18 protein-coding genes are annotated in these 16,740 nt (G+C 56.4%); 7 read left to right on the plus strand and 11 right to left on the minus strand.

Features of this window, described 5'->3' with window-relative positions:
• The first annotated feature begins 364 nt into the window (after positions 1-364).
• On the plus strand, positions 365-1,954 hold the full coding sequence (locus tag IOB61_RS11490; protein ID WP_290816692.1) for a hypothetical protein: 1,590 nt from the start codon (positions 365-367) through the stop codon (positions 1,952-1,954).
• On the opposite strand, the gene IOB61_RS11495 is transcribed toward IOB61_RS11490, so the two are convergent.
• The gene (locus IOB61_RS11495) at positions 1,951-2,403 is read right to left on the minus strand and encodes an NUDIX hydrolase (RefSeq protein WP_290816694.1); all 453 of its coding nucleotides are present in this window, start codon (positions 2,401-2,403) and stop codon (positions 1,951-1,953) included. The genes IOB61_RS11490 and IOB61_RS11495 overlap by 4 nt on opposite strands.
• Before the next feature lie 23 nt (positions 2,404-2,426).
• Between IOB61_RS11495 and IOB61_RS11500 the strand changes: the two genes are divergently transcribed.
• Together IOB61_RS11500 and IOB61_RS11505 are read left to right on the plus strand one after the other, a co-directional pair.
• Positions 2,427-3,092, plus strand: a complete 666-nt coding sequence (locus IOB61_RS11500; RefSeq protein ID WP_290816696.1) for an SOS response-associated peptidase — start codon at positions 2,427-2,429, stop codon at positions 3,090-3,092.
• A 142-nt stretch (positions 3,093-3,234) separates the two neighbouring features.
• Complete coding sequence (locus tag IOB61_RS11505; RefSeq protein WP_290816698.1) at positions 3,235-4,500, plus strand: MFS transporter; 1,266 nt, start codon at positions 3,235-3,237, stop codon at positions 4,498-4,500.
• Here the strand turns inward: IOB61_RS11505 and IOB61_RS11510 are convergent.
• From IOB61_RS11510 to alaS, 5 genes are all read right to left on the minus strand, one after another.
• Positions 4,497-5,531, minus strand: a complete 1,035-nt coding sequence (locus tag IOB61_RS11510) for a patatin-like phospholipase family protein (RefSeq protein ID WP_290816701.1) — start codon at positions 5,529-5,531, stop codon at positions 4,497-4,499. The genes IOB61_RS11505 and IOB61_RS11510 overlap by 4 nt on opposite strands.
• A gap of 5 nt (positions 5,532-5,536) precedes the next feature.
• A complete protein-coding gene (gene yaaA / locus IOB61_RS11515; RefSeq protein ID WP_290816703.1) occupies positions 5,537-6,325 on the minus strand; it encodes a peroxide stress protein YaaA in 789 nt (262 codons plus the stop codon).
• An 81-nt stretch (positions 6,326-6,406) separates the two neighbouring features.
• A complete protein-coding gene (locus IOB61_RS11520) occupies positions 6,407-6,769 on the minus strand; it encodes a DUF962 domain-containing protein (RefSeq protein WP_290816705.1) in 363 nt (120 codons plus the stop codon).
• A gap of 80 nt (positions 6,770-6,849) precedes the next feature.
• Positions 6,850-7,302 (minus strand): hypothetical protein, encoded by a 453-nt coding sequence (locus IOB61_RS11525; RefSeq protein WP_290816707.1) that lies wholly within the window; start codon positions 7,300-7,302, stop codon positions 6,850-6,852.
• Complete coding sequence (gene alaS, locus IOB61_RS11530; RefSeq protein WP_290816709.1) at positions 7,303-9,948, minus strand: alanine--tRNA ligase; 2,646 nt, start codon at positions 9,946-9,948, stop codon at positions 7,303-7,305. It lies immediately after the preceding gene.
• Positions 9,949-10,291: 343 nt separating this feature from the next.
• Here alaS and IOB61_RS11535 point away from each other — a divergent pair, with 343 nt between their 5' ends.
• A complete protein-coding gene (locus IOB61_RS11535) occupies positions 10,292-11,017 on the plus strand; it encodes a hypothetical protein (RefSeq protein ID WP_290816712.1) in 726 nt (241 codons plus the stop codon).
• Positions 11,018-11,041: 24 nt separating this feature from the next.
• Here the strand turns inward: IOB61_RS11535 and IOB61_RS11540 are convergent, their stop codons facing one another.
• The 4 genes from IOB61_RS11540 to grxC all read right to left on the minus strand — a co-directional run bounded on the left by IOB61_RS11540 (position 11,042) and on the right by grxC (position 14,337).
• The gene (locus tag IOB61_RS11540) at positions 11,042-12,691 is read right to left on the minus strand and encodes an amidohydrolase (protein ID WP_290816714.1); all 1,650 of its coding nucleotides are present in this window, start codon (positions 12,689-12,691) and stop codon (positions 11,042-11,044) included.
• A gap of 94 nt (positions 12,692-12,785) precedes the next feature.
• Positions 12,786-13,265 (minus strand): DUF1178 family protein, encoded by a 480-nt coding sequence (locus tag IOB61_RS11545; protein ID WP_290816716.1) that lies wholly within the window; start codon positions 13,263-13,265, stop codon positions 12,786-12,788.
• Positions 13,262-14,080: a carbon-nitrogen hydrolase family protein gene (locus IOB61_RS11550; protein ID WP_290816718.1), complete on the minus strand. Its 819-nt coding sequence runs from the start codon at positions 14,078-14,080 to the stop codon at positions 13,262-13,264. Before IOB61_RS11550 ends, IOB61_RS11545 begins: the two co-directional genes overlap by 4 nt.
• Before the next feature lie 2 nt (positions 14,081-14,082).
• Positions 14,083-14,337, minus strand: coding sequence for a glutaredoxin 3 (gene grxC, locus IOB61_RS11555; RefSeq protein WP_290816721.1), 255 nt, complete (start codon positions 14,335-14,337; stop codon positions 14,083-14,085).
• Positions 14,338-14,411: 74 nt separating this feature from the next.
• Here grxC and IOB61_RS11560 point away from each other — a divergent pair, with 74 nt between their 5' ends.
• Both IOB61_RS11560 and rsmD read left to right on the plus strand, forming a co-directional pair.
• Positions 14,412-14,960 (plus strand): DUF1003 domain-containing protein, encoded by a 549-nt coding sequence (locus tag IOB61_RS11560; RefSeq protein WP_290816724.1) that lies wholly within the window; start codon positions 14,412-14,414, stop codon positions 14,958-14,960.
• An 11-nt stretch (positions 14,961-14,971) separates the two neighbouring features.
• Positions 14,972-15,532, plus strand: coding sequence for a 16S rRNA (guanine(966)-N(2))-methyltransferase RsmD (gene rsmD, locus IOB61_RS11565; RefSeq protein WP_290816726.1), 561 nt, complete (start codon positions 14,972-14,974; stop codon positions 15,530-15,532).
• Positions 15,533-15,539: 7 nt separating this feature from the next.
• Here the strand turns inward: rsmD and IOB61_RS11570 are convergent, their stop codons facing one another.
• A complete protein-coding gene (locus IOB61_RS11570) occupies positions 15,540-16,268 on the minus strand; it encodes a DnaJ C-terminal domain-containing protein (RefSeq protein ID WP_290816729.1) in 729 nt (242 codons plus the stop codon).
• Positions 16,269-16,436: 168 nt separating this feature from the next.
• On the opposite strand from IOB61_RS11570, the gene IOB61_RS11575 reads away from it, so the two are divergent.
• A partial coding sequence (locus IOB61_RS11575; protein WP_290816732.1) for a pyridoxamine 5'-phosphate oxidase family protein occupies positions 16,437-16,740 on the plus strand: 304 nt, incomplete at its 3' end.

Genomic DNA, 16,740 nt, shown 5'->3' on the forward strand with positions numbered 1-16,740 from the left:
CGCTTAGCAATATGTTGCGTGATCATTTCAGCCACAATGCGCCGACGGGCGCGGTACCACCAGTGATTTTCATCAATGGCTGCCATTTCAGTATAGGCGGAACGTTCCATGCACTCAGGCTCCCTGCCATCCAAATCAAGGATGGACTTAACCGCGCTCCCTTAGCAAAGGGCTGGATGACAGTGGATTAACAAGTCAGCTTTAGCTGCAATTTTATGCATTTGCTGCGGTCAGATGAGAAATTTGCTTACTTTAACGGCTATTTGAGCAAAGTTGCGCAGTAAATTGTGTTCTAGCTTGGCTTTGAACCTGCTAAAGCGCGCTCTTTCATCCCACAGTTGCATCCCGGTCAAACAAGTCTCGCATGACACTTACCACTTCCCTTTTGTCTGGCTCACGCACGGGTAGCGCGACCAATACGACTACGACCACGCTCTTTGGCTTGGCGTTGGTCGGCATTTTGGTTGTGGGCTTGTGGTCGATGCTGCAGCTGACGCCTACCGGCGATATTGTCTGGCGGCTCTATGTGGCCGAGCAAATGGCGCATGGCAAAGTCATTTATCAAGATGTGATTGAGACCAACCCACCCTTATGGTTTTGGGCAGCTTTGCCTTGGTATTATGTGGGCACACTTCTTGGCGTCGCCCCCTATCAGGTCTTGGTGGTTGGGGTGACAGGTCTGGCTATGTCGGCGATCTGGACCTTAAATCGCCTGACGCGGGAGTTGGTCCCGACGGGTCAGCGTCAGGTCTTGTTGCTGGCTTTTGCTCTGTCCTATGTGATTTTGCCCTTGGGCGAGACGGGGCAGCGTGAACATGCCTTCTTCGTCGCCTCAGTATTGTGGACGGCCCTTGCGGTGGCCCGCATGGAAGGCAAGCCAATCTCCTCGGCAGGCCTTCTGATCACCTTGGGTTTTTCCGCTTACGGCTTTGCGCTGAAGCATGTGTTTGTGCTGGTGCCCTTGCTCATCGAAGGCTGCATGATGGCGCGCTTGCGCCGCGCCTACCGGCCAATCCGCTTTGAAACCTTGGGGCTGGCAGCCGCAGCGGTGCTTTATACCATCGCGCTTATCCTGTTTGCGCAGGACTTTTTCTCCCGCATCGTGCCGATGGTGATGGTGGCTTATTCCAATTTTGGTCCTGTCATGCAGCTCGCGCCAAGCCGCCGCTTGAGCTTTATCTTGGGCACCACAAGCTTTGCTATCATCCCCTTTGTCATGGCGCTTTTGGCTTGGGATAAGCGGTCGCTCACTTTAGGCCTTTTGGTTACGCTTACGGCGATGTTGCTGGCCATTTGGCTGCAGATGAAGGGGTGGCGTTACCACATGTTGGCTGCTCAAGGGCTGTCCTTGATGTTGGTGGTCAGTATTGGCGCAAAAATGGTGGCTGAGCGTCGCTGGGTTGTTGCCACTCTTGCCGCTCTCGGCCTCGCCCTCCTGTCACATCAGGCGATTTATAAGCCGATCAACCGTGTCTTGCTCACCAAGGGACAGCCTGTCTTCCCAACCTTACGCAAGTTTGTGAATAATGAGCCGAAAGATAGCCGGATTGCCATTCTGTCTATTTCGCCGGAACACGCCTTTTACATCGTGCGCATCCTCGATCGCCCGATTATTTCGCGTCATTATGGCATGTGGATGCTGGTCGGCTTGGAAGTGCCCCAAGCGGACCCTAAGAAAGAAGCATTCCGTAAAATGGAGTTGGACCGGGTGCGGCGTGAATATATCGCCGACCTAACCTGTCGGCCACCCGATGTCGTGGTGGAAGAATATGGCCGCGTCTTTGCCAATCGCTTGGTTAGCTTCAATACCTTGTCCTATTTGCGTGAGGATCCAGATTTTGATGCCTGGTTTGCCAAGCATTATCGCTTTGATAAGCCCCTTGGCTATCGTCAGTTCGCGTGGCGCTTAAAGGGTGAGCGGCCGAAAGACCAAGCCTGCGAGCGCAATCCTTAAGCCAAAGGCAAGGCGGTAAGCCACAGGCGATGGCCTGCGTGAATGATGCGGAGTGTCTCGTCCCACAGGCCAAAGCTGTCTAACGTCTCGAGGGCGACAAAGCGCGCTTCACTGGCATCATCGCCGGCCCGCACCGTACCAGAGCGATAGCGCGCCACATAGTCGATCAGCACATAATGGCGCGTGACATCGCCAGTGGTGCGGCTGGTGAAAATTCCATCCACCACATCAATCAATCCCAGAATTTCGGCGGTCACGCCTGTTTCTTCCGCCAGTTCGCGCACAGCCGCATCAATCGCCTTTTCGCCCCACTCCAGCTTGCCACCGGGCATGGACCATTCGCCTTGTCGTGGTGGATTGCCGCGACGGATCAAAAGGACATGGCCCAGCTCATTAAAGCAGACAATGCCAACCGCAGGGATGGGAACAGGTTTGGCTTCCAGGGTCATGGCTTTGTGCTAGCATGGAAGCCATGTGTGGACGATATGCTGTGACATTACCGCCCGATGCGATGGCAACCCTATTTGGGTCTGCTGATCGGCCGAATTTTGCCCCGCGCTGGAATGTGGCCCCAACCCAAATGGCCCCGATGGTGGCAATCGGGCAGGCGGGCGATACACGTATCTTACAAGCGCGCTGGGGCTTGCGCCCGGCTTGGATGGCCAAAGATCCGCCAACGGGGCCCTTGTTTAATGCGCGCGGCGAGACAGTGGCCGACAAGCCCGCCTTCCGCACAGCCTTTGCCCGCAAGCGCTGTCTGATCCCCGCTGATGGCTTTTATGAGTGGAAGCGCGACGGCAAGCAGCGCACTCCTTTTTTCATCGCCCGGTCGGATGGTCAGCCCGTGGCTTTTGCTGGCTTGTGGGAGGCCGCCAAGGACGAAGAGGGCGGTCTGTTGCTGTCCATGAGCATTGTTACCACCGCTGCCCGTGAGAGCTTTAAAGCGCTGCATGACCGCTTCCCGGTGGTGATAGAACCCGACAACTGGCGCATGTGGCTGACGGCCAGCACTCCGCCCGAGGTTTTAAAACAAATGCTGGTCCCCCCCGCTGACGGAGTGATGGTCCCGCGCCAAGTCAGCGACCGCGTCAATAAGGTCAGCCATGATGATGCAGCCTGCCTAGAGCCAGTTGCCTGAAACTTTGCTAGGCTGGGTGATATTTTGAGGAAGACAAGCTTGCACGAATGGCGTTAGACTTTGATCTAGAAGTTTGGAATCGGACCGGATTTTCCAGCCCATCCAACCCTACGTGCGATATTCTAAAAGCGAGGGAATTGAGATGAGTGGTGAGGCACAACCCCATTCCGGGCCATCTGATGCGGGTAACCGCCCGAAGATTTCCAAGGACGTCTGGTTTTTACTGTTCGTGGTTGGCACCGCCTTCATGGCAAGTCGCTATGATTTCCAGCTTTCCACCCTGGCCTTGCCGCAATTCCAACAGGCTTTTGGCTATGATGACCAGACTTCGGTCCTGATCGGTACCCTTGCCAAAGTCGGTGCAATCCCAGCTGTGATGCTGACCCTGATGGCAGACCGGATTGGCCGTAAGCCGCTCTTCCTCATGGCGATCTTGGGCTTTTCAGCTTCTGCGCTGTTGACCGCGGCCGCACTGAACCCTGTGATGTTGGCTACTGGGCTTTTCTTCACGCGCCTGTTCACCATGGTCGATGAATTGTTGGCGGTTGTGCTGTTGGCAGAGGCTGCCCCACCCCAAGCTCGGGCTTGGATGCTGGGGCTCTTGTCCTTGCTGGGGGCCTCTGGCGACGGGGTGGCATTGGCGGTCTATGGCAGTTTTGCCGACCAGCCCGATGCCTGGCGCTGGATGTATGCGGCAGGGGCGGTGCCCGCGCTTTTGTCCATCATTTGGCGTTTGGCACTTCCAGAAAGCGCTGCTTTCCTCGCCGCAAATCAGGCCAAGCAAGCCAATCAATTTGAGCTGATCCGGATTCATCGACGACCGGTGCTGTTAATCGGGATCGCCTATTTTCTATTCTGGCTGCCGATCTCGCCCGCTTTGTCCTATAATTCTCAATATCTACAATCGGTCGCCAAGTGGGAGCCGAGCCAAGTGGCGCTTGTCTCCTTTGCAGCGGGCCTGATTGGTCTTGTCGGAACCTTTTTGGGCGGGCGACTGGCAGACCGATTTGGCCGCAAGCCAGTTGCCATGATTGCGACCTTGATCTGCGTGCTGGGTCTCTCAGGCGTTTATCTCAACAGCACATTTGGCTTTGTCGGCGGGGCGCTGAGCATCGGGTACATGGCGTGGTTTGCTGCCTCGGTTGCGCTGCGGGCAACTATGACAGAGCTCATCCCCACTAAGGCGCGGGCAACTGTTGCTGGCACATCCGAGATTGGTGCCTCAAGCGGTGCGATTTTGGGCGGCAGTTTGGTTGCTTTCCTGATTCCGGTATTGGGCGGCTTGGGCCATGCCTTAATTGCCATCATGCCCATGGTGGTTCTGGCCTTGATCGCGATTGCCTTCTTGCCTGAAACCAAAGGTCGGGTGCTGGGCGAAGGCGAAGAGGCCGGAGACACCCAAGCTTAGCGGTCAAGAAAGTCTTTGGCTAAATCTACTGTGCTGTGGTGGCCCACCGCTGTGCCATGGGACTTAGACCAAGCATGCCAAGCCGCCCGGCCCTGATCGCGCAGACCAGTTAGAAAATCCCAGTCGGTATTGAATTTGCTGGCAGCGCCAAGACCTTTCAGCGCATCATCGGCCTTGATCGCATGGACTTTCACCGCCCGATAGCGGTCCTTCAATTTGTCGCCCATCTCCTCATCTTCCAACAAACGCTGGACAAAGGCGATGGCGCGCAATTCGGCAATCAGGCTGGCATTGAAGGTGATCTCGTTCAGCCGGTCCATAATGGCCGCGCTGGTCTTGGGCACGGTGTCGAGCGACTGGGGGTTGAGGGCGCATAACAGCACATCATCGGGCAGCCCCGCCTCGTAAAAGAGTGGCCACAGCGCCGGATTGGCCATATAGCCGCCATCCCAATAGGCTTCCCCATCGACTTCAACCGCTTGGAACAAATAGGGCAAGCAGGCCGAAGCTAAGGCCACATCGGCGCTGACCTCATGGGTCCGAAACACTTTTGCCCGCCCACTTTTCACATTGGTGGCAGCGATGAAAAGCTTGAAAGGCGGGTCTTTCACCAAGTGTTCAAAGTCAACCACATCCTGAAGAGTATCGCGCAACGGGTTGAAATTCCACGGATTAAACTCATAGGGGCTGGCGACGCTGGTCAATGCATCAAACCATTGAAAGCTTGCCGCCTTAAAGAGGCCAAATGGGTCAAAGGCTTTGCGAATGGCATTCAGGCTGACCGGGCTAAAGGGGCCGCGCGCGGTGCTGATTTTCTCCCAAAACCTGTTAAGCGCCTCGCGCGCACCTGGATTGCCGCCTTTCCGCAGCCCATCGGCGCAAACGACAGCATTCATCGCCCCGGCACTGGTGGCAGTGATGGCGGCAATATCAAATCGGCCTTCTTCCAACAGGCCATCTAAAATCCCCCATGCAAAGGCCCCGTGCGAGCCGCCACCTTGCAGCGCAATATTGAGGGAAGGTTTGCTCATCAAAGTCAGCCCACTTTGCCGGGAGGTTGCGGCCGCGAAAACACCCAGGTGTCGGGCTTGGAGCTTGTCTCGTCAAAGCGATAGCCATCCCGATCAAAAGCCTTGATGCCTTCAGGGTCGGTGATCCGATTTTCGATGCAGAAGCGGGCCATCGTGCCGCGTGCGCGCTTGGCATAAAAGCTCAAAACGCGGGCCTCGCCATCCTTAATCTCTTTGAAATTCGCGGTAATGACCCGCGCCTTCAAAGCCTTTTTCGAGACGGCACTGAAATATTCGGTGGAGGCGAGGTTCAAGACCGTAGGTGTAGGTTGGCCTGTTAAATCGGCATTGATGGCCTTGGACAAACGGTCACCCCAGAAATCATAGAGGCTTTCCCCGCGCTTGGTTTTCAGCCGCGTGCCCATCTCTAGCCGATAGGGCGCGATCACATCGAGCGGGCGCAAGAGGCCATAAAGGCCAGATAGGATGCGCACATGATCTTGCGCCCAATTCAGGTCTTCCGCACTTAAATCGCGTGCCTGCAAGCCTTGATAAACGTCGCCATTAAAGGCGAGGGCTGCCTGCAATACCTCTGGCCCTTCCAGTGCCGGATCAAAAGCCTGAAAGCGCTGATAGTTCAGCTCAGCCAAATTGTCTGACACATGCATCAGCTTGGCGATCTCTGATCGCTTCAGCTTGGCCGTTACTTTGGCAAGGGCGGCAATATCGGCCTCGAGACGCGGCTTGGTGGCCGGAAGCTCTAGCTCGACCGGCTCATAGTTTAGGTTTTTAGCGGGGGAGAGAAGAATCAGCATCACTTTAAAATAGGGATGCTTGGGCGAGGGGGCAATGCATGAAGCTTGCCCCCGCACAATGTTGTGTGGCGCTTTGGCTGCCTAGAAGGGGCGTTTGCCGCTTATGGTTTCACCAAACATCTTGAAGTCGCCCATCAGGCTCCAAGCTGGATAGGTGAAGGTGGCGGGCTTATTCTTTTCAAAGAAGAAATGGCCAACCCAAGCAAAGCCATAGCCGATAATGGGGGCTGCGACCAAATATTCAAACCCGCCGACGACGCCCCAAAGAACGACATTGAGCAAACACAGACAGACAAGGCCCGTGCCCACAATATGGAGGCGGCGGCTGATCACATTTTGGTGCTCAGACAGATAAAAGGGATAAAACTCCTCAAAGCTCGCAAAGCGGGCAGGGGTGGAGTTTGGTGCTTCGGTCGAAGTGGTGGTGGCGTGTTCGTCAGTCATGCTGTGCATGTGTGGTGGCCCGCCACGAAGCGCAAGGGCCAATTCGGGTGTTTGGGGAAAAAATTATTGGGGGCCGGTGCCTAAACCTTCTGCCGTACCACCCGCACCTTACAGCCCAGCGCTGTCTCCACGGGCACAAGGGCTTCGGCCGCCAATTTGCCAACACCGGCATTGGTGGCAACCAAGGTGAAGCGGCCAAAGGCGGCGGCGGGTTGATAGGTGAGGGCATTGAGATTGGTTGCCCCGCCGCAACAGGTGGCTGTCACGGACAAATCCTCAAACTCGGTTTCCGCTGCTTGATCCATCGCGCCTTCCCACCAAGCTTGCGCGTCCTTGCCGCACAGGGGGCAGGTGATGGCTTCAAAGGCTTCACCCGCATCGATGAAGCGCACATCGTCAAACATGTCATAGGTGACTTCCTGCGCGCGCGGCAACAAGGCCTCCAGCGCGTCGGCCCCGGCTTCGGCTTGCGCCTCGCTCGGCACATAGGTGGGATCGGTTGGGATGAGGATCAGAAAGTCGAGCGATTTCATCTAGCTGGCCATCGCCGCTTTGACGGCGTCTAAACCAGCTGCAGCGGCATCTGCCGTTGGCGCACCCCCTTGGGCAAAGTCGGGCTTGCCGCCACCGCCTTGCCCGCCCATGGCCGCCACGGCCGCCTTCACGAGATCGACCGCGCTGACGCTGGCGACCGTGCTGGCCACCGCAATCGCCGCTTTACCATCGGCGGCCGCGACATAGGCCACAACCCCAGTGCCCAGCTTTTGGATCGCCTCATTGACCATGGGGCGCAAGTCCTTTGCCCCGATCCCATCGAGAATGCGGGCGTCGAGCTTGACGCCCTTGATCTCTTCAATCGCCGCCGCAGCGCCACCGCCGCCGCCCAAGGCACGCTTTTGCTTGGCATCGGTCAGTTCTTTTTCCAGCCGTTTACGCTCTGCAATCATCGCTTCGATCCGCGCGGGCAGGTCGGGCAATTGGGCTTTCAAGGGCTCTGCCGCGGCGCGCGCAATGGCGGCTTCGGCCTTGAGGTGATCCAAAGCGGCTTGGCCCGTGGCGGCTTCAATCCGGCGGACGCCCGCAGCAACCGCCCCTTCTGAGACGATCACAAAGCTTCCAATATCGCCTGTGCGGCTCACATGGGTGCCGCCGCACAATTCGACCGAATAGGATTTGGGCGCATGGTCCAGTTTGCGACCCATGGCCAGCACGCGGACTTCATCGCCATATTTCTCGCCAAACAGCGCCATAGCGCCTTCAGCAATCGCTTCATCCGGCGTCATCAAACGGGTGGAGGCCTCGGTGTTTTGCCGCACGACCGCGTTGACCTCAGCCTCAATGGCATCAATCTCTGCCCGCGAGAGGCCTGCACCATGGGCAAAGTCAAAGCGCAAGCGATCAGCTTCCACCAGAGAGCCCTTTTGCGTTACATGCGGGCCCAAGACGTTTTGCAGCGCGGCGTGCATCAAGTGTGTGGCGCTGTGGTTGGCGCGGATGGCATTGCGGCGGGCGGTGTCGATGGACAAGAGCGCCGCATCGCCCACTTTGATCGCGCCTTCTACCAATTTGCCCTTATGGCCATGGATGGCCCCGGCGCGCTTTAACGTGTCTTCGACTTCGAAAACGGCACCATTATCAAAGCGGATCACACCGTGATCGCCTGCTTGACCACCGCTTTCGGCATAGAAGGGGGTTTGGTTGAAGACGAGCTCGCCACTGTCACCTTTGGCCAGCGCATCAACTTTCGCGCCACCCACAATGATGGCAGCCAACTGGCCACTGGCTTCGCTTTGGCTATAGCCCAAGAATTCGCTGCCGCCTTGTTCATCCTTCAAGGTCAACCAAATGGCATCGGTGCCAGCTTCGCCACTGCCAGCCCAAGCAGCCCGTGCCAAAGCCTTTTGCTCGTCCATGGCGGCGTTGAAGCCTGCCATATCGACGCCGATCCCGCGTGCGCGCAGCACGTCTTGCGTCAAATCTACGGGGAAGCCATAGGTGTCATAGAGCTGGAAGGCAGCCTTGCCTGACAATTCTTGGCCTTTGGACAGGCCTGCGCTTTCTTCTTCAAGCAAGGATAGACCGCGACCCAAAGTACGGCGGAAGCGCACTTCTTCTTGTTCGAGCGTTGAGGTGATGAAAGCTTCTGCGCGGCGCAGTTCTGAATAAGCGCCGCCCATTTCTTGGATCAGAACCGGGGCCAAGCGGTGCAGCAATGGCTCACTTGCTCCCAGCATATGGGCATGGCGCATGGCGCGGCGCATGATACGGCGCAGCACATAGCCGCGTCCTTCATTGGAAGGTGTAACCCCATCGGCGATCAAGAAGCTGGAGGCGCGAATATGGTCGGCAATCACGCGGTGGCTGGCGCGCTTATCGCCTTCTGCTTTAACCCCCGTCAGGTTTTCAGATGCCGCGATCAGGGTTTTGAACAAGTCGATGTCATAATTTTCGTGCACGCCCTGCAGGACGGCCGACACCCGCTCTAGCCCCATGCCGGTATCAATGCTGGGCTTGGGCAGGCTGGTTTGGCTGCCATCGGCATGGCGCTCAAACTGCATGAAGACGAGGTTCCAAATCTCAATCCAGCGATCACCATCTTCTTCGGCACTGCCCGGCACGCCACCCCAAATATGGTCGCCATGGTCATAGAAGATTTCGCTGCAGGGCCCACAAGGGCCCGTATCGCCCATCGACCAGAAATTATCGCTGGTGGGGATGGAGATGATGCGGTCATCAGAAAGGCCCGCAATCTTGCGCCACAGAGCGCGCGCCTCATCATCGGTGTGATAAACCGTCACGATCAGTTTGGCTGGATTAATGCCAAAATCCTTGGTCAACAGCTCCCACGCATGGCTGATGGCATCTTCTTTGAAATAATCGCCGAATGAAAAATTGCCCAGCATTTCAAAGAACGTATGGTGGCGCGCCGTATAGCCGACATTGTCGAGGTCATTGTGCTTACCACCTGCGCGGACGCACTTCTGGCTTGTCACCGCACGTGGTGGTTGGGGTGGGTTTTCGGCCCCCGTGAACACGTTCTTGAACTGCACCATGCCGGCATTGGTGAACATCAAGGTCGGGTCATTATGTGGCACCAGCGGGCTCGAGGCCATGATTGTATGACCCTTGGATTTGAAAAAGTCCAAAAACGCGGTCCGAATGTCGTTAACGCTAGCCATAACTTCCCGTCCAGGCACCTGACGTGCCGCTTAGAATTGTGTTGGCAAATCTATAGGCAGCCATGGCCCCAACGCCAAGTGGCTGACGGGATGGATTGCAGGGGGTGGGTGATCGGACCCAAGTTTTTCTTGTTTGATGCAAAAAATGATGTAAGGTAGTCTTCATGCCAATGAATGATGCTGAAGCTGTAAGAAAGATGCGAGAACTACTTCTGGAGTTCGGAAGTTGGACCGCGATCCACAAAGCATCGACACTGACAGAAGACGGTATTTTGGTTGTCAGCCGCCAACCAAAGGCACCGCATAAGAATACAGTTAAGCCAGCTTTAGAGCGAAGTGACGGATGAATTTAGCGCCCAGCTTTATCTGGGGTTTGTTGTTTTTGTTGCCCGGTTTAATCGGTAATTTTTGGTTTCGATTTCGAACTTTGCGTCGAGAGCTAACCGTCGCGCCGCCGCCAACCACTTCGGTTGAGGCACTTGGTTATTTCACCTTTATCTCATTTATCGCATACGCAACTTTGATCGCCTGTGAGGCTGTGAATGACGCTCTATATCCGCTTGTTAGAATAGAGTCGTCCATAACTCTTGATATCGAGACTTGGCTTTTGCCAATTCTGTGGTCCGCTCATGTTCGGCCACAACTTGAGTTGGATGGTCCATTCTTCTTGATCGCTATGGCGAGTGTTATAGCCATGGCTTTGGCTGAAATCGCTTCAAGACTGGTCAGCATTCGTAAATGGTTTCGGCGCCGATCCTATGGTTGGCTGTCATCAATTATCGATAAGTCGACAGAAGAGGGCGCAGAAAAATTGGCTGTGTCTGTGTTTGTTGTGACCAACATTGGCGAAGGAGGGGTATTTCTAGGCTATCAGGGAATTCTCGCACATATTGAACTTGGAACTGATAAGCAGATCCTGAACTTACATTTAAGCGATTGTGGTCGATTCTTGGTCAAGATTGGCCCGCTTGGACTTTCAAAGCGACAGGTCAATCGCAAGCTTATCCAAGAGATGCACTTCGCTGGCAGTGAGATCAAAAATACGGCGTTTAACGTCTATAGAATCTAAACAATCACGACGCCTAACCCGCCCCTAGCCCTCATAAACAATCTTGCCGTCGACCATGGTGAGGACGGTTTTGGCGTCGAGAATGTCGGCGGGCTTAGCGGCCATAAAGTCACGCGAGAAGACGCTGATGCTGGCGGCTTGGCCGACGGCCAATGTGCCCCGGCTGCGTTCGGCACCCACGGCATAGGCAGCAGATCGCGTGAACATGGTGAGGGCTTGCTGACGGGAGACGCGCTCCTCCAATCCCCAATCCGGGCCGACATAGCCATTGAGCGCATGGCGATAGATGGCCGCGTAGAATTCAATACGTGGATCGCCTTGTTCAACCGGCGCATCAGAGCCGCCGCATACAACGGCACCCGTCTTCAATAGGCTAGTCCAAGCATAGGCCCCCTTAAGGCGGTCTGGACCCAAACGCGCTGGGGCAAAGAACAGGTCGCCAATGGCGTGGGACGGCTGCATCGAGGCGATCACGCCCAGTTTCGCAAAGCGTGGCATATCGGGTGGCGAGACCACTTGTGCGTGCTCAATCCGCCAGCGGCGATTGGTTTTGGCATGGCCCAACACTTTTTCAAACCAGTCAAGGCTCTGCCGATTGCCGCGGTCGCCAATAGCATGCATGGCCACTTGGGCACCGGACTTTTTCGCTCGTTCGAGTACAGCCAGCACGTGCGCTTCTGGTGTCAACAATAGGCCTTCTGAATCTGGTGCATCCGCATAGGGTGCAAGCAGGGCCGCCCCGCGAGAGCCCAAAGCCCCATCGGAATAGATTTTCACCCCGCGCGTGCTGATCCGGCCGGTGGCATCCACACTGGGCCCGCGTCGCAAGACATCGGCTGCAAAAGGAATGTCGAGATAATTATCGACCCGCAGTTGGACCTCGCCAGAGAGCGCCAGCGCCTTCAATGCGATCAAATCCTCACCCGATACGCTCATATTATGCAGTCCCGTCCATCCACGTGAGGTATAAAGGCGGTCTGCCTTGACCAAGGCTTGGCGGATCATGTCTGGCGTTGCCGTTGGCATCCGGCTTTCAACCAGAGCTTGGGCATTATCAATCAGCATGCCTGTTGGCTCGCCCGAGGCATCTTTCAAGATTTGCCCGCCAGCAGGGCTTTGGGTGCTTGCATCAATCCCGGCCAGTTTCAGCAAGGCCGAATTTGCCAACGCGGCATGGCCATCAGAACGACCCAAAAGCAAGGGCCTGTCTGGCACAATCGCATCCACATCTTGGCGGGTTGGGAAACGGCCTTCGGGCCAATGGGTTTCAATCCAGCCACGCCCGGCAATTGGCCCCGTTGGATTTTGCGCCGCCCAAGTGGCAAGCTTGGCTTGAAGCTCGGCAATGGATTTGACGCTATCAAGGTTCAACGTCATTTCACGCAAGCCAATCCCCGTCATATGGGCGTGGCTGTCGACGAGGCCCGGTAGAGCGGCTGCCCCGGCCAGATCAATCTCCTTAGCACGCGGCAGGGCGGCGCGAACCGCGCGCAAGCTGCCCACCGCCACAATTCGACTGCCCTCAATCGCAATCGCCTGCGCGGGGGCTTGGGCCCCCACGCCTGTATAGATGGGGCCGCCCGTTAAAATGGTACGGGTTGAGGGGCTTGAGGCGAGAACCGGCCCGCCCAATAGGCTCGCCGACCCAAGTGCCAATAGATCGCGTCGATTCATGCCCATTCTCCCTCTTCGAAAGATGGAGAGTCAGACACATGGGCTTGGCTGTCAATTGCTGAGGGGGGTCCACCCACAGCCAAAGTCTGGCGCCTTAATGATACCCGCGGACGGGCTTTGGGGTTGCAAGTGCAGGCAAGGGTGCGACGGAAATACCATCCTCAATCAGCTCTTTGGCTTCTTTGGCCGTCGCTTGGCCATAGACGAGGCGCTCTTCTGTCTCGCCTTCATGCATGGCGCGCACTTCTTTGGCAAAGGCGTCGCCAACATAATCGTAATTCTTCTCGATATGTTCCTTCCAGCCCTGGAAGAAGGCTTTGACGGGCTCTGGCAAGCTTAATGTATCCGGGCCATTGGCCAGCGGCACCGGGGCGTCCGCAGCGGCAGGTGGGGCAGGGCGGTCTGATTTTGACGACAGGACTGCTGGGGCCATTGGCGCTTTTTCAACGGCCTTTGAGCCACATACGGGGCATTCAACCAAGCCGCGTTCGACCTGGGCCTCATAGCCTGAGATGGAATCAAACCAGGCCTCCCAATCATGGGCCTGATCACAGCGAAGCGCATATTTAATCATGGGCTTTGATAGTCACGGTCATGGGTCAAACAGGGAATTTTTTCACGGGCGCTGCTGACGCGCTCGAGATCGAGTTCGGCAAACAACACACCCAGATTATCGTGAGGAAGTTCACCAATGATTTCACCCCATGGCGAAATAATCAGACTGTGGCCGAAAGTGGCGCGGCCATCTTCATGATTACCACCTTGGGCGGCGGCAAGAATGAAGGCACCCGTCTCAATCGCGCGGGCGCGCAACAACGTATGCCAATGCGCTTTGCCGGTGGGGGCAGTAAAGGCTGCGGGTACCGCGATGATCTGGGCACCGGCTTTTGCCAAGTCCCGATACAAATGTGGGAAGCGCACATCATAGCAAATGGTCAGGCCCAACGTGCCAAAGTCTGTTTCCACCACGACCGCTTTGTCGCCCGGCTCATAGGCATGGCTTTCGCGTGTTTCTTGCCCGGCACCCAAATTCACGTCGAACAGATGAATTTTGTCATAGGTGGCCAAGAGGCTGCCGTCTGGGCCAAACAAATGGCTGCGATTGGCTGCTTTGCCGCTGCGCCGCTTTAACAGGGCCGAGCCGATGAGCAGATGCACGCCATGGGCCTTGGCTTGTTCACCATACCAATCCAGCGCCTCTGGCTCATCCTCAAAAAGGGCCGCTTCATCAAAGCGGGCCCGGTCGCGTTGTAGGATATTGGTGCCTTCGGGTGTCACGATCAGCTTGGCCCCAGCCTTGGCGGCGCGGGTCAATAAGGGTTCAAGCTGTGCACGCGCGGCATCCAAGCGTGCCGGCGTGCGCAATTGGAGGAGCGCGACCTTAACCAAGGCTAGGCGCTCAAGAGTGGATCGAGGCCACCCTTGGCCTCCAGTGCCATCAAGTCATCGCAGCCGCCAATATGGGTTCCGCCGATGAAAATTTGTGGAAACGTGTTGCGCCCCGATAATTCATTCATCTTGGCGCGGATCTCTGGATTGGAAGCGGCTTCGATATTGGTGATATCGGCACCCTTCTTTTCCAAAAGAGCTAAGGCCCGCTCGCAATAGGGGCAAAAATACTTGGTATAGATGGTGACTGCTGCCATGGGACCGATCCTAAAAAATTGTGGTTCGCATCTCTGTCATATAGAGATGATTAGCCTGATTTGGAGCCCCCATCATGACCCAATCTTACACTTCAGCGACAATTCCTGCTGATCTGCCCCCTAGCCAGGCGCATATGTTGGGCCAAATCCTCCTCGAAGAGGGTGGGTTTGCGCGACTTTCTGCGAAGGACCAAGCTTTGGTGTGCGCCATTGCGCACCGGGTTCATAGCACACAGGATGCAAACGAAGCATTTGAGTTGCAAACCACTTTTGGACAGAGGCTGGCAGATCGGGTCGCGGAAGTCGGCGGTTCGTGGGGTTTTGTGATCAGTTTTGGTATTTTTCTGTTCATCTGGGCGCTGTTGAACTTGGTCATTTTGCACGGTCAAGCCCGCTTTGACCCCTATCCTTTCATTTTCTTGAACCTGATCCTATCGATGCTGGCAGCCATCCAAGCGCCCATCATCATGATGGCCCAAAATCGCCAAGCCGAGAAAGATCGCCTGACCACCCGTATGGATTATGAGGTCAATGTGAAGGCCGAGCATGAAATTGCCATGCTGCGTCAACATCTTGCCCAATTGCACGAAAAGCTTGATCGCCATTTGGCTAAGACGACTTAGAGGCTGGATTTATGCGACTTGTTTCAGGGCGGTGGAAAGGGAAGGCCTTGGTTGCGCCTGCCGGGGATGCAACAAGGCCTACCTCGGATCGGGCGCGTCAAGCTATTTTCAATATCTTGGAGCACGCGCCATGGTCGTCCGGCCTAGCGGGCGCGAAGGTGCTGGATTTATTTGCCGGAACAGGCGGGCTGGGCTTGGAGGCCTTATCACGCGGCGCAGCACATTGTTTATTCGTCGATACCGACCCCGCGGCGAGGGCGGCTCTCGCAACCAATATTGAGGCATGTTCGGCCCAAGGCATAAGCCGCGTCTGGAAGCGTGATGCGACGGATTTGGGGGCGATGCCTGCCTCAGCCAATGGCCCTTTTGATTTGGTGTTTCTTGATCCGCCCTATGCCAAAGGCTTTGATGTGGCGGCACTTAAAGGGTTGCGGCAGGGCTGGTTGCACGATGAGGCGCTCATCATGCTGGAGCGCGGTCGAGGCGAGGTTCCGCTTCAGGCTGAAGGCTATGAAACAATTGATAGCCGCAGTTATGGCGCAGCCGAAGTAATCTTTTTAAAGCCGGTTTAGCGCACCCTTAGGCGACTTGATCTTGACCGAATAGGCCACCGCCAGCGCGCGGGCGACGGGCTTTGGCAAGGATTTTGTCCAAGGCTGCCACCGCACGATCTGTCATGGTTTCGATGATTTCGACGTCAAGATAGAGGTCCCCTGCGGGCCTGCCATTGGTGGCGGGCAAGCCGCGGCCAGCGACCAAAAGGCGGTCACCGTCTTGGGTTTCTTTGGGTACATTCAGGCGTAAACGACCCATGGGTGTTTCGATCTCAACCCCACCGCCAGACTTCGCTTGGGCAGCCGAAAGCGTCAGTGTGGTCACGATGTTGCCGCCATCAATCTCAAAACCGTCGGTGTCTTCAATACGGATCACGCACGCCACATCCGTCTTGCCAATGCGGGCAATGATGCGGTCGCCAGATCGTGCACCAGCCGGGACACGGACACTGGCTTTACCCAGCGGGCAGGAGCCTTTGACAGAACCGCCCCGAGCCGCGATCCAAACCGAAACTTCAAGATCAATTTCCGTCATGCGACCAGCACGCGGGCTGCCGACGCGGCCAATATCTGCCGAAGCCGCACCCAAGGTGATCACACGGTAAGCTTCACGGGCCTCTTCAAAGCGTTGTCGTGCCTGGGGGTCCGAATTCACATCGGGGTGGCAGGATTTAGCGACAGCATGAAACGCGGCCTTGGCGGCACGGGGATCAGCATTGGGCTCAAGCCCGAGGATGGCATAGGGTGAAGACATCGGCAGACCATCGCCTCGGCACGGTTAACGACGTGTAAATTCGATCGTTAAATTTCATCTTTTGACGCGTGATTTCTGCAGGCATGGCAGCGCAATTCTTCAAGTCCCCGTGAGGTCCATTTGAGGCCGCGAGTTGGCGATTGGCAGGCGGTGCACTACATAGCGCTCATGACCTCCAACACCCTGATCCCCCCGACCCCGTCTGAGGCCGAGTATCAAGCCGCAGCTGTCGATACCGTGCCTATGCTCGACCCTGATTCTGACCCATTTGAGCTGTTTGGCACATGGCTGAAAGAGGCCAAGGAAAAGGAGATAAATGATCCCAATGCGATGGCATTGGCGACCGCCGACACGACGGGTCTGCCGGACGTGCGCATGGTGCTTTTGAAGGATTTTGACCAGCAAGGATTTGTTTTTTATACCAATCTGGAAAGCTATAAGGGCCAGCAATTGGCTGAAAATCCCCAAGCCG

The sequence above is a fragment of the Aquidulcibacter sp. genome, from assembly GCF_020253525.1.
Classification (GTDB): domain Bacteria; phylum Pseudomonadota; class Alphaproteobacteria; order Caulobacterales; family Aquidulcibacteraceae; genus Aquidulcibacter.

Bases quoted from the DNA above. Each gene is read 5' to 3' on its own strand.
- IOB61_RS11490 (WP_290816692.1), top strand. From the start codon at position 365: ATGACACTTACCACTTCCCTTTTGTCTGGCTCACGCACGGGTAGCGCG.
- IOB61_RS11495 (WP_290816694.1), bottom strand. From the start codon at position 2,403: ATGACCCTGGAAGCCAAACCTGTTCCCATCCCTGCGGTTGGCATTGTC.
- IOB61_RS11500 (WP_290816696.1), top strand. From the start codon at position 2,427: ATGTGTGGACGATATGCTGTGACATTACCGCCCGATGCGATGGCAACC.
- IOB61_RS11505 (WP_290816698.1), top strand. From the start codon at position 3,235: ATGAGTGGTGAGGCACAACCCCATTCCGGGCCATCTGATGCGGGTAAC.
- IOB61_RS11510 (WP_290816701.1), bottom strand. From the start codon at position 5,531: ATGAGCAAACCTTCCCTCAATATTGCGCTGCAAGGTGGCGGCTCGCAC.
- yaaA (WP_290816703.1), bottom strand. From the start codon at position 6,325: ATGCTGATTCTTCTCTCCCCCGCTAAAAACCTAAACTATGAGCCGGTC.
- IOB61_RS11520 (WP_290816705.1), bottom strand. From the start codon at position 6,769: ATGACTGACGAACACGCCACCACCACTTCGACCGAAGCACCAAACTCC.
- IOB61_RS11525 (WP_290816707.1), bottom strand. From the start codon at position 7,302: ATGAAATCGCTCGACTTTCTGATCCTCATCCCAACCGATCCCACCTAT.
- alaS (WP_290816709.1), bottom strand. From the start codon at position 9,948: ATGGCTAGCGTTAACGACATTCGGACCGCGTTTTTGGACTTTTTCAAA.
- IOB61_RS11535 (WP_290816712.1), top strand. From the start codon at position 10,292: ATGAATTTAGCGCCCAGCTTTATCTGGGGTTTGTTGTTTTTGTTGCCC.
- IOB61_RS11540 (WP_290816714.1), bottom strand. From the start codon at position 12,691: ATGAATCGACGCGATCTATTGGCACTTGGGTCGGCGAGCCTATTGGGC.
- IOB61_RS11545 (WP_290816716.1), bottom strand. From the start codon at position 13,265: ATGATTAAATATGCGCTTCGCTGTGATCAGGCCCATGATTGGGAGGCC.
- grxC (WP_290816721.1), bottom strand. From the start codon at position 14,337: ATGGCAGCAGTCACCATCTATACCAAGTATTTTTGCCCCTATTGCGAG.
- IOB61_RS11560 (WP_290816724.1), top strand. From the start codon at position 14,412: ATGACCCAATCTTACACTTCAGCGACAATTCCTGCTGATCTGCCCCCT.
- rsmD (WP_290816726.1), top strand. From the start codon at position 14,972: ATGCGACTTGTTTCAGGGCGGTGGAAAGGGAAGGCCTTGGTTGCGCCT.
- IOB61_RS11570 (WP_290816729.1), bottom strand. From the start codon at position 16,268: ATGTCTTCACCCTATGCCATCCTCGGGCTTGAGCCCAATGCTGATCCC.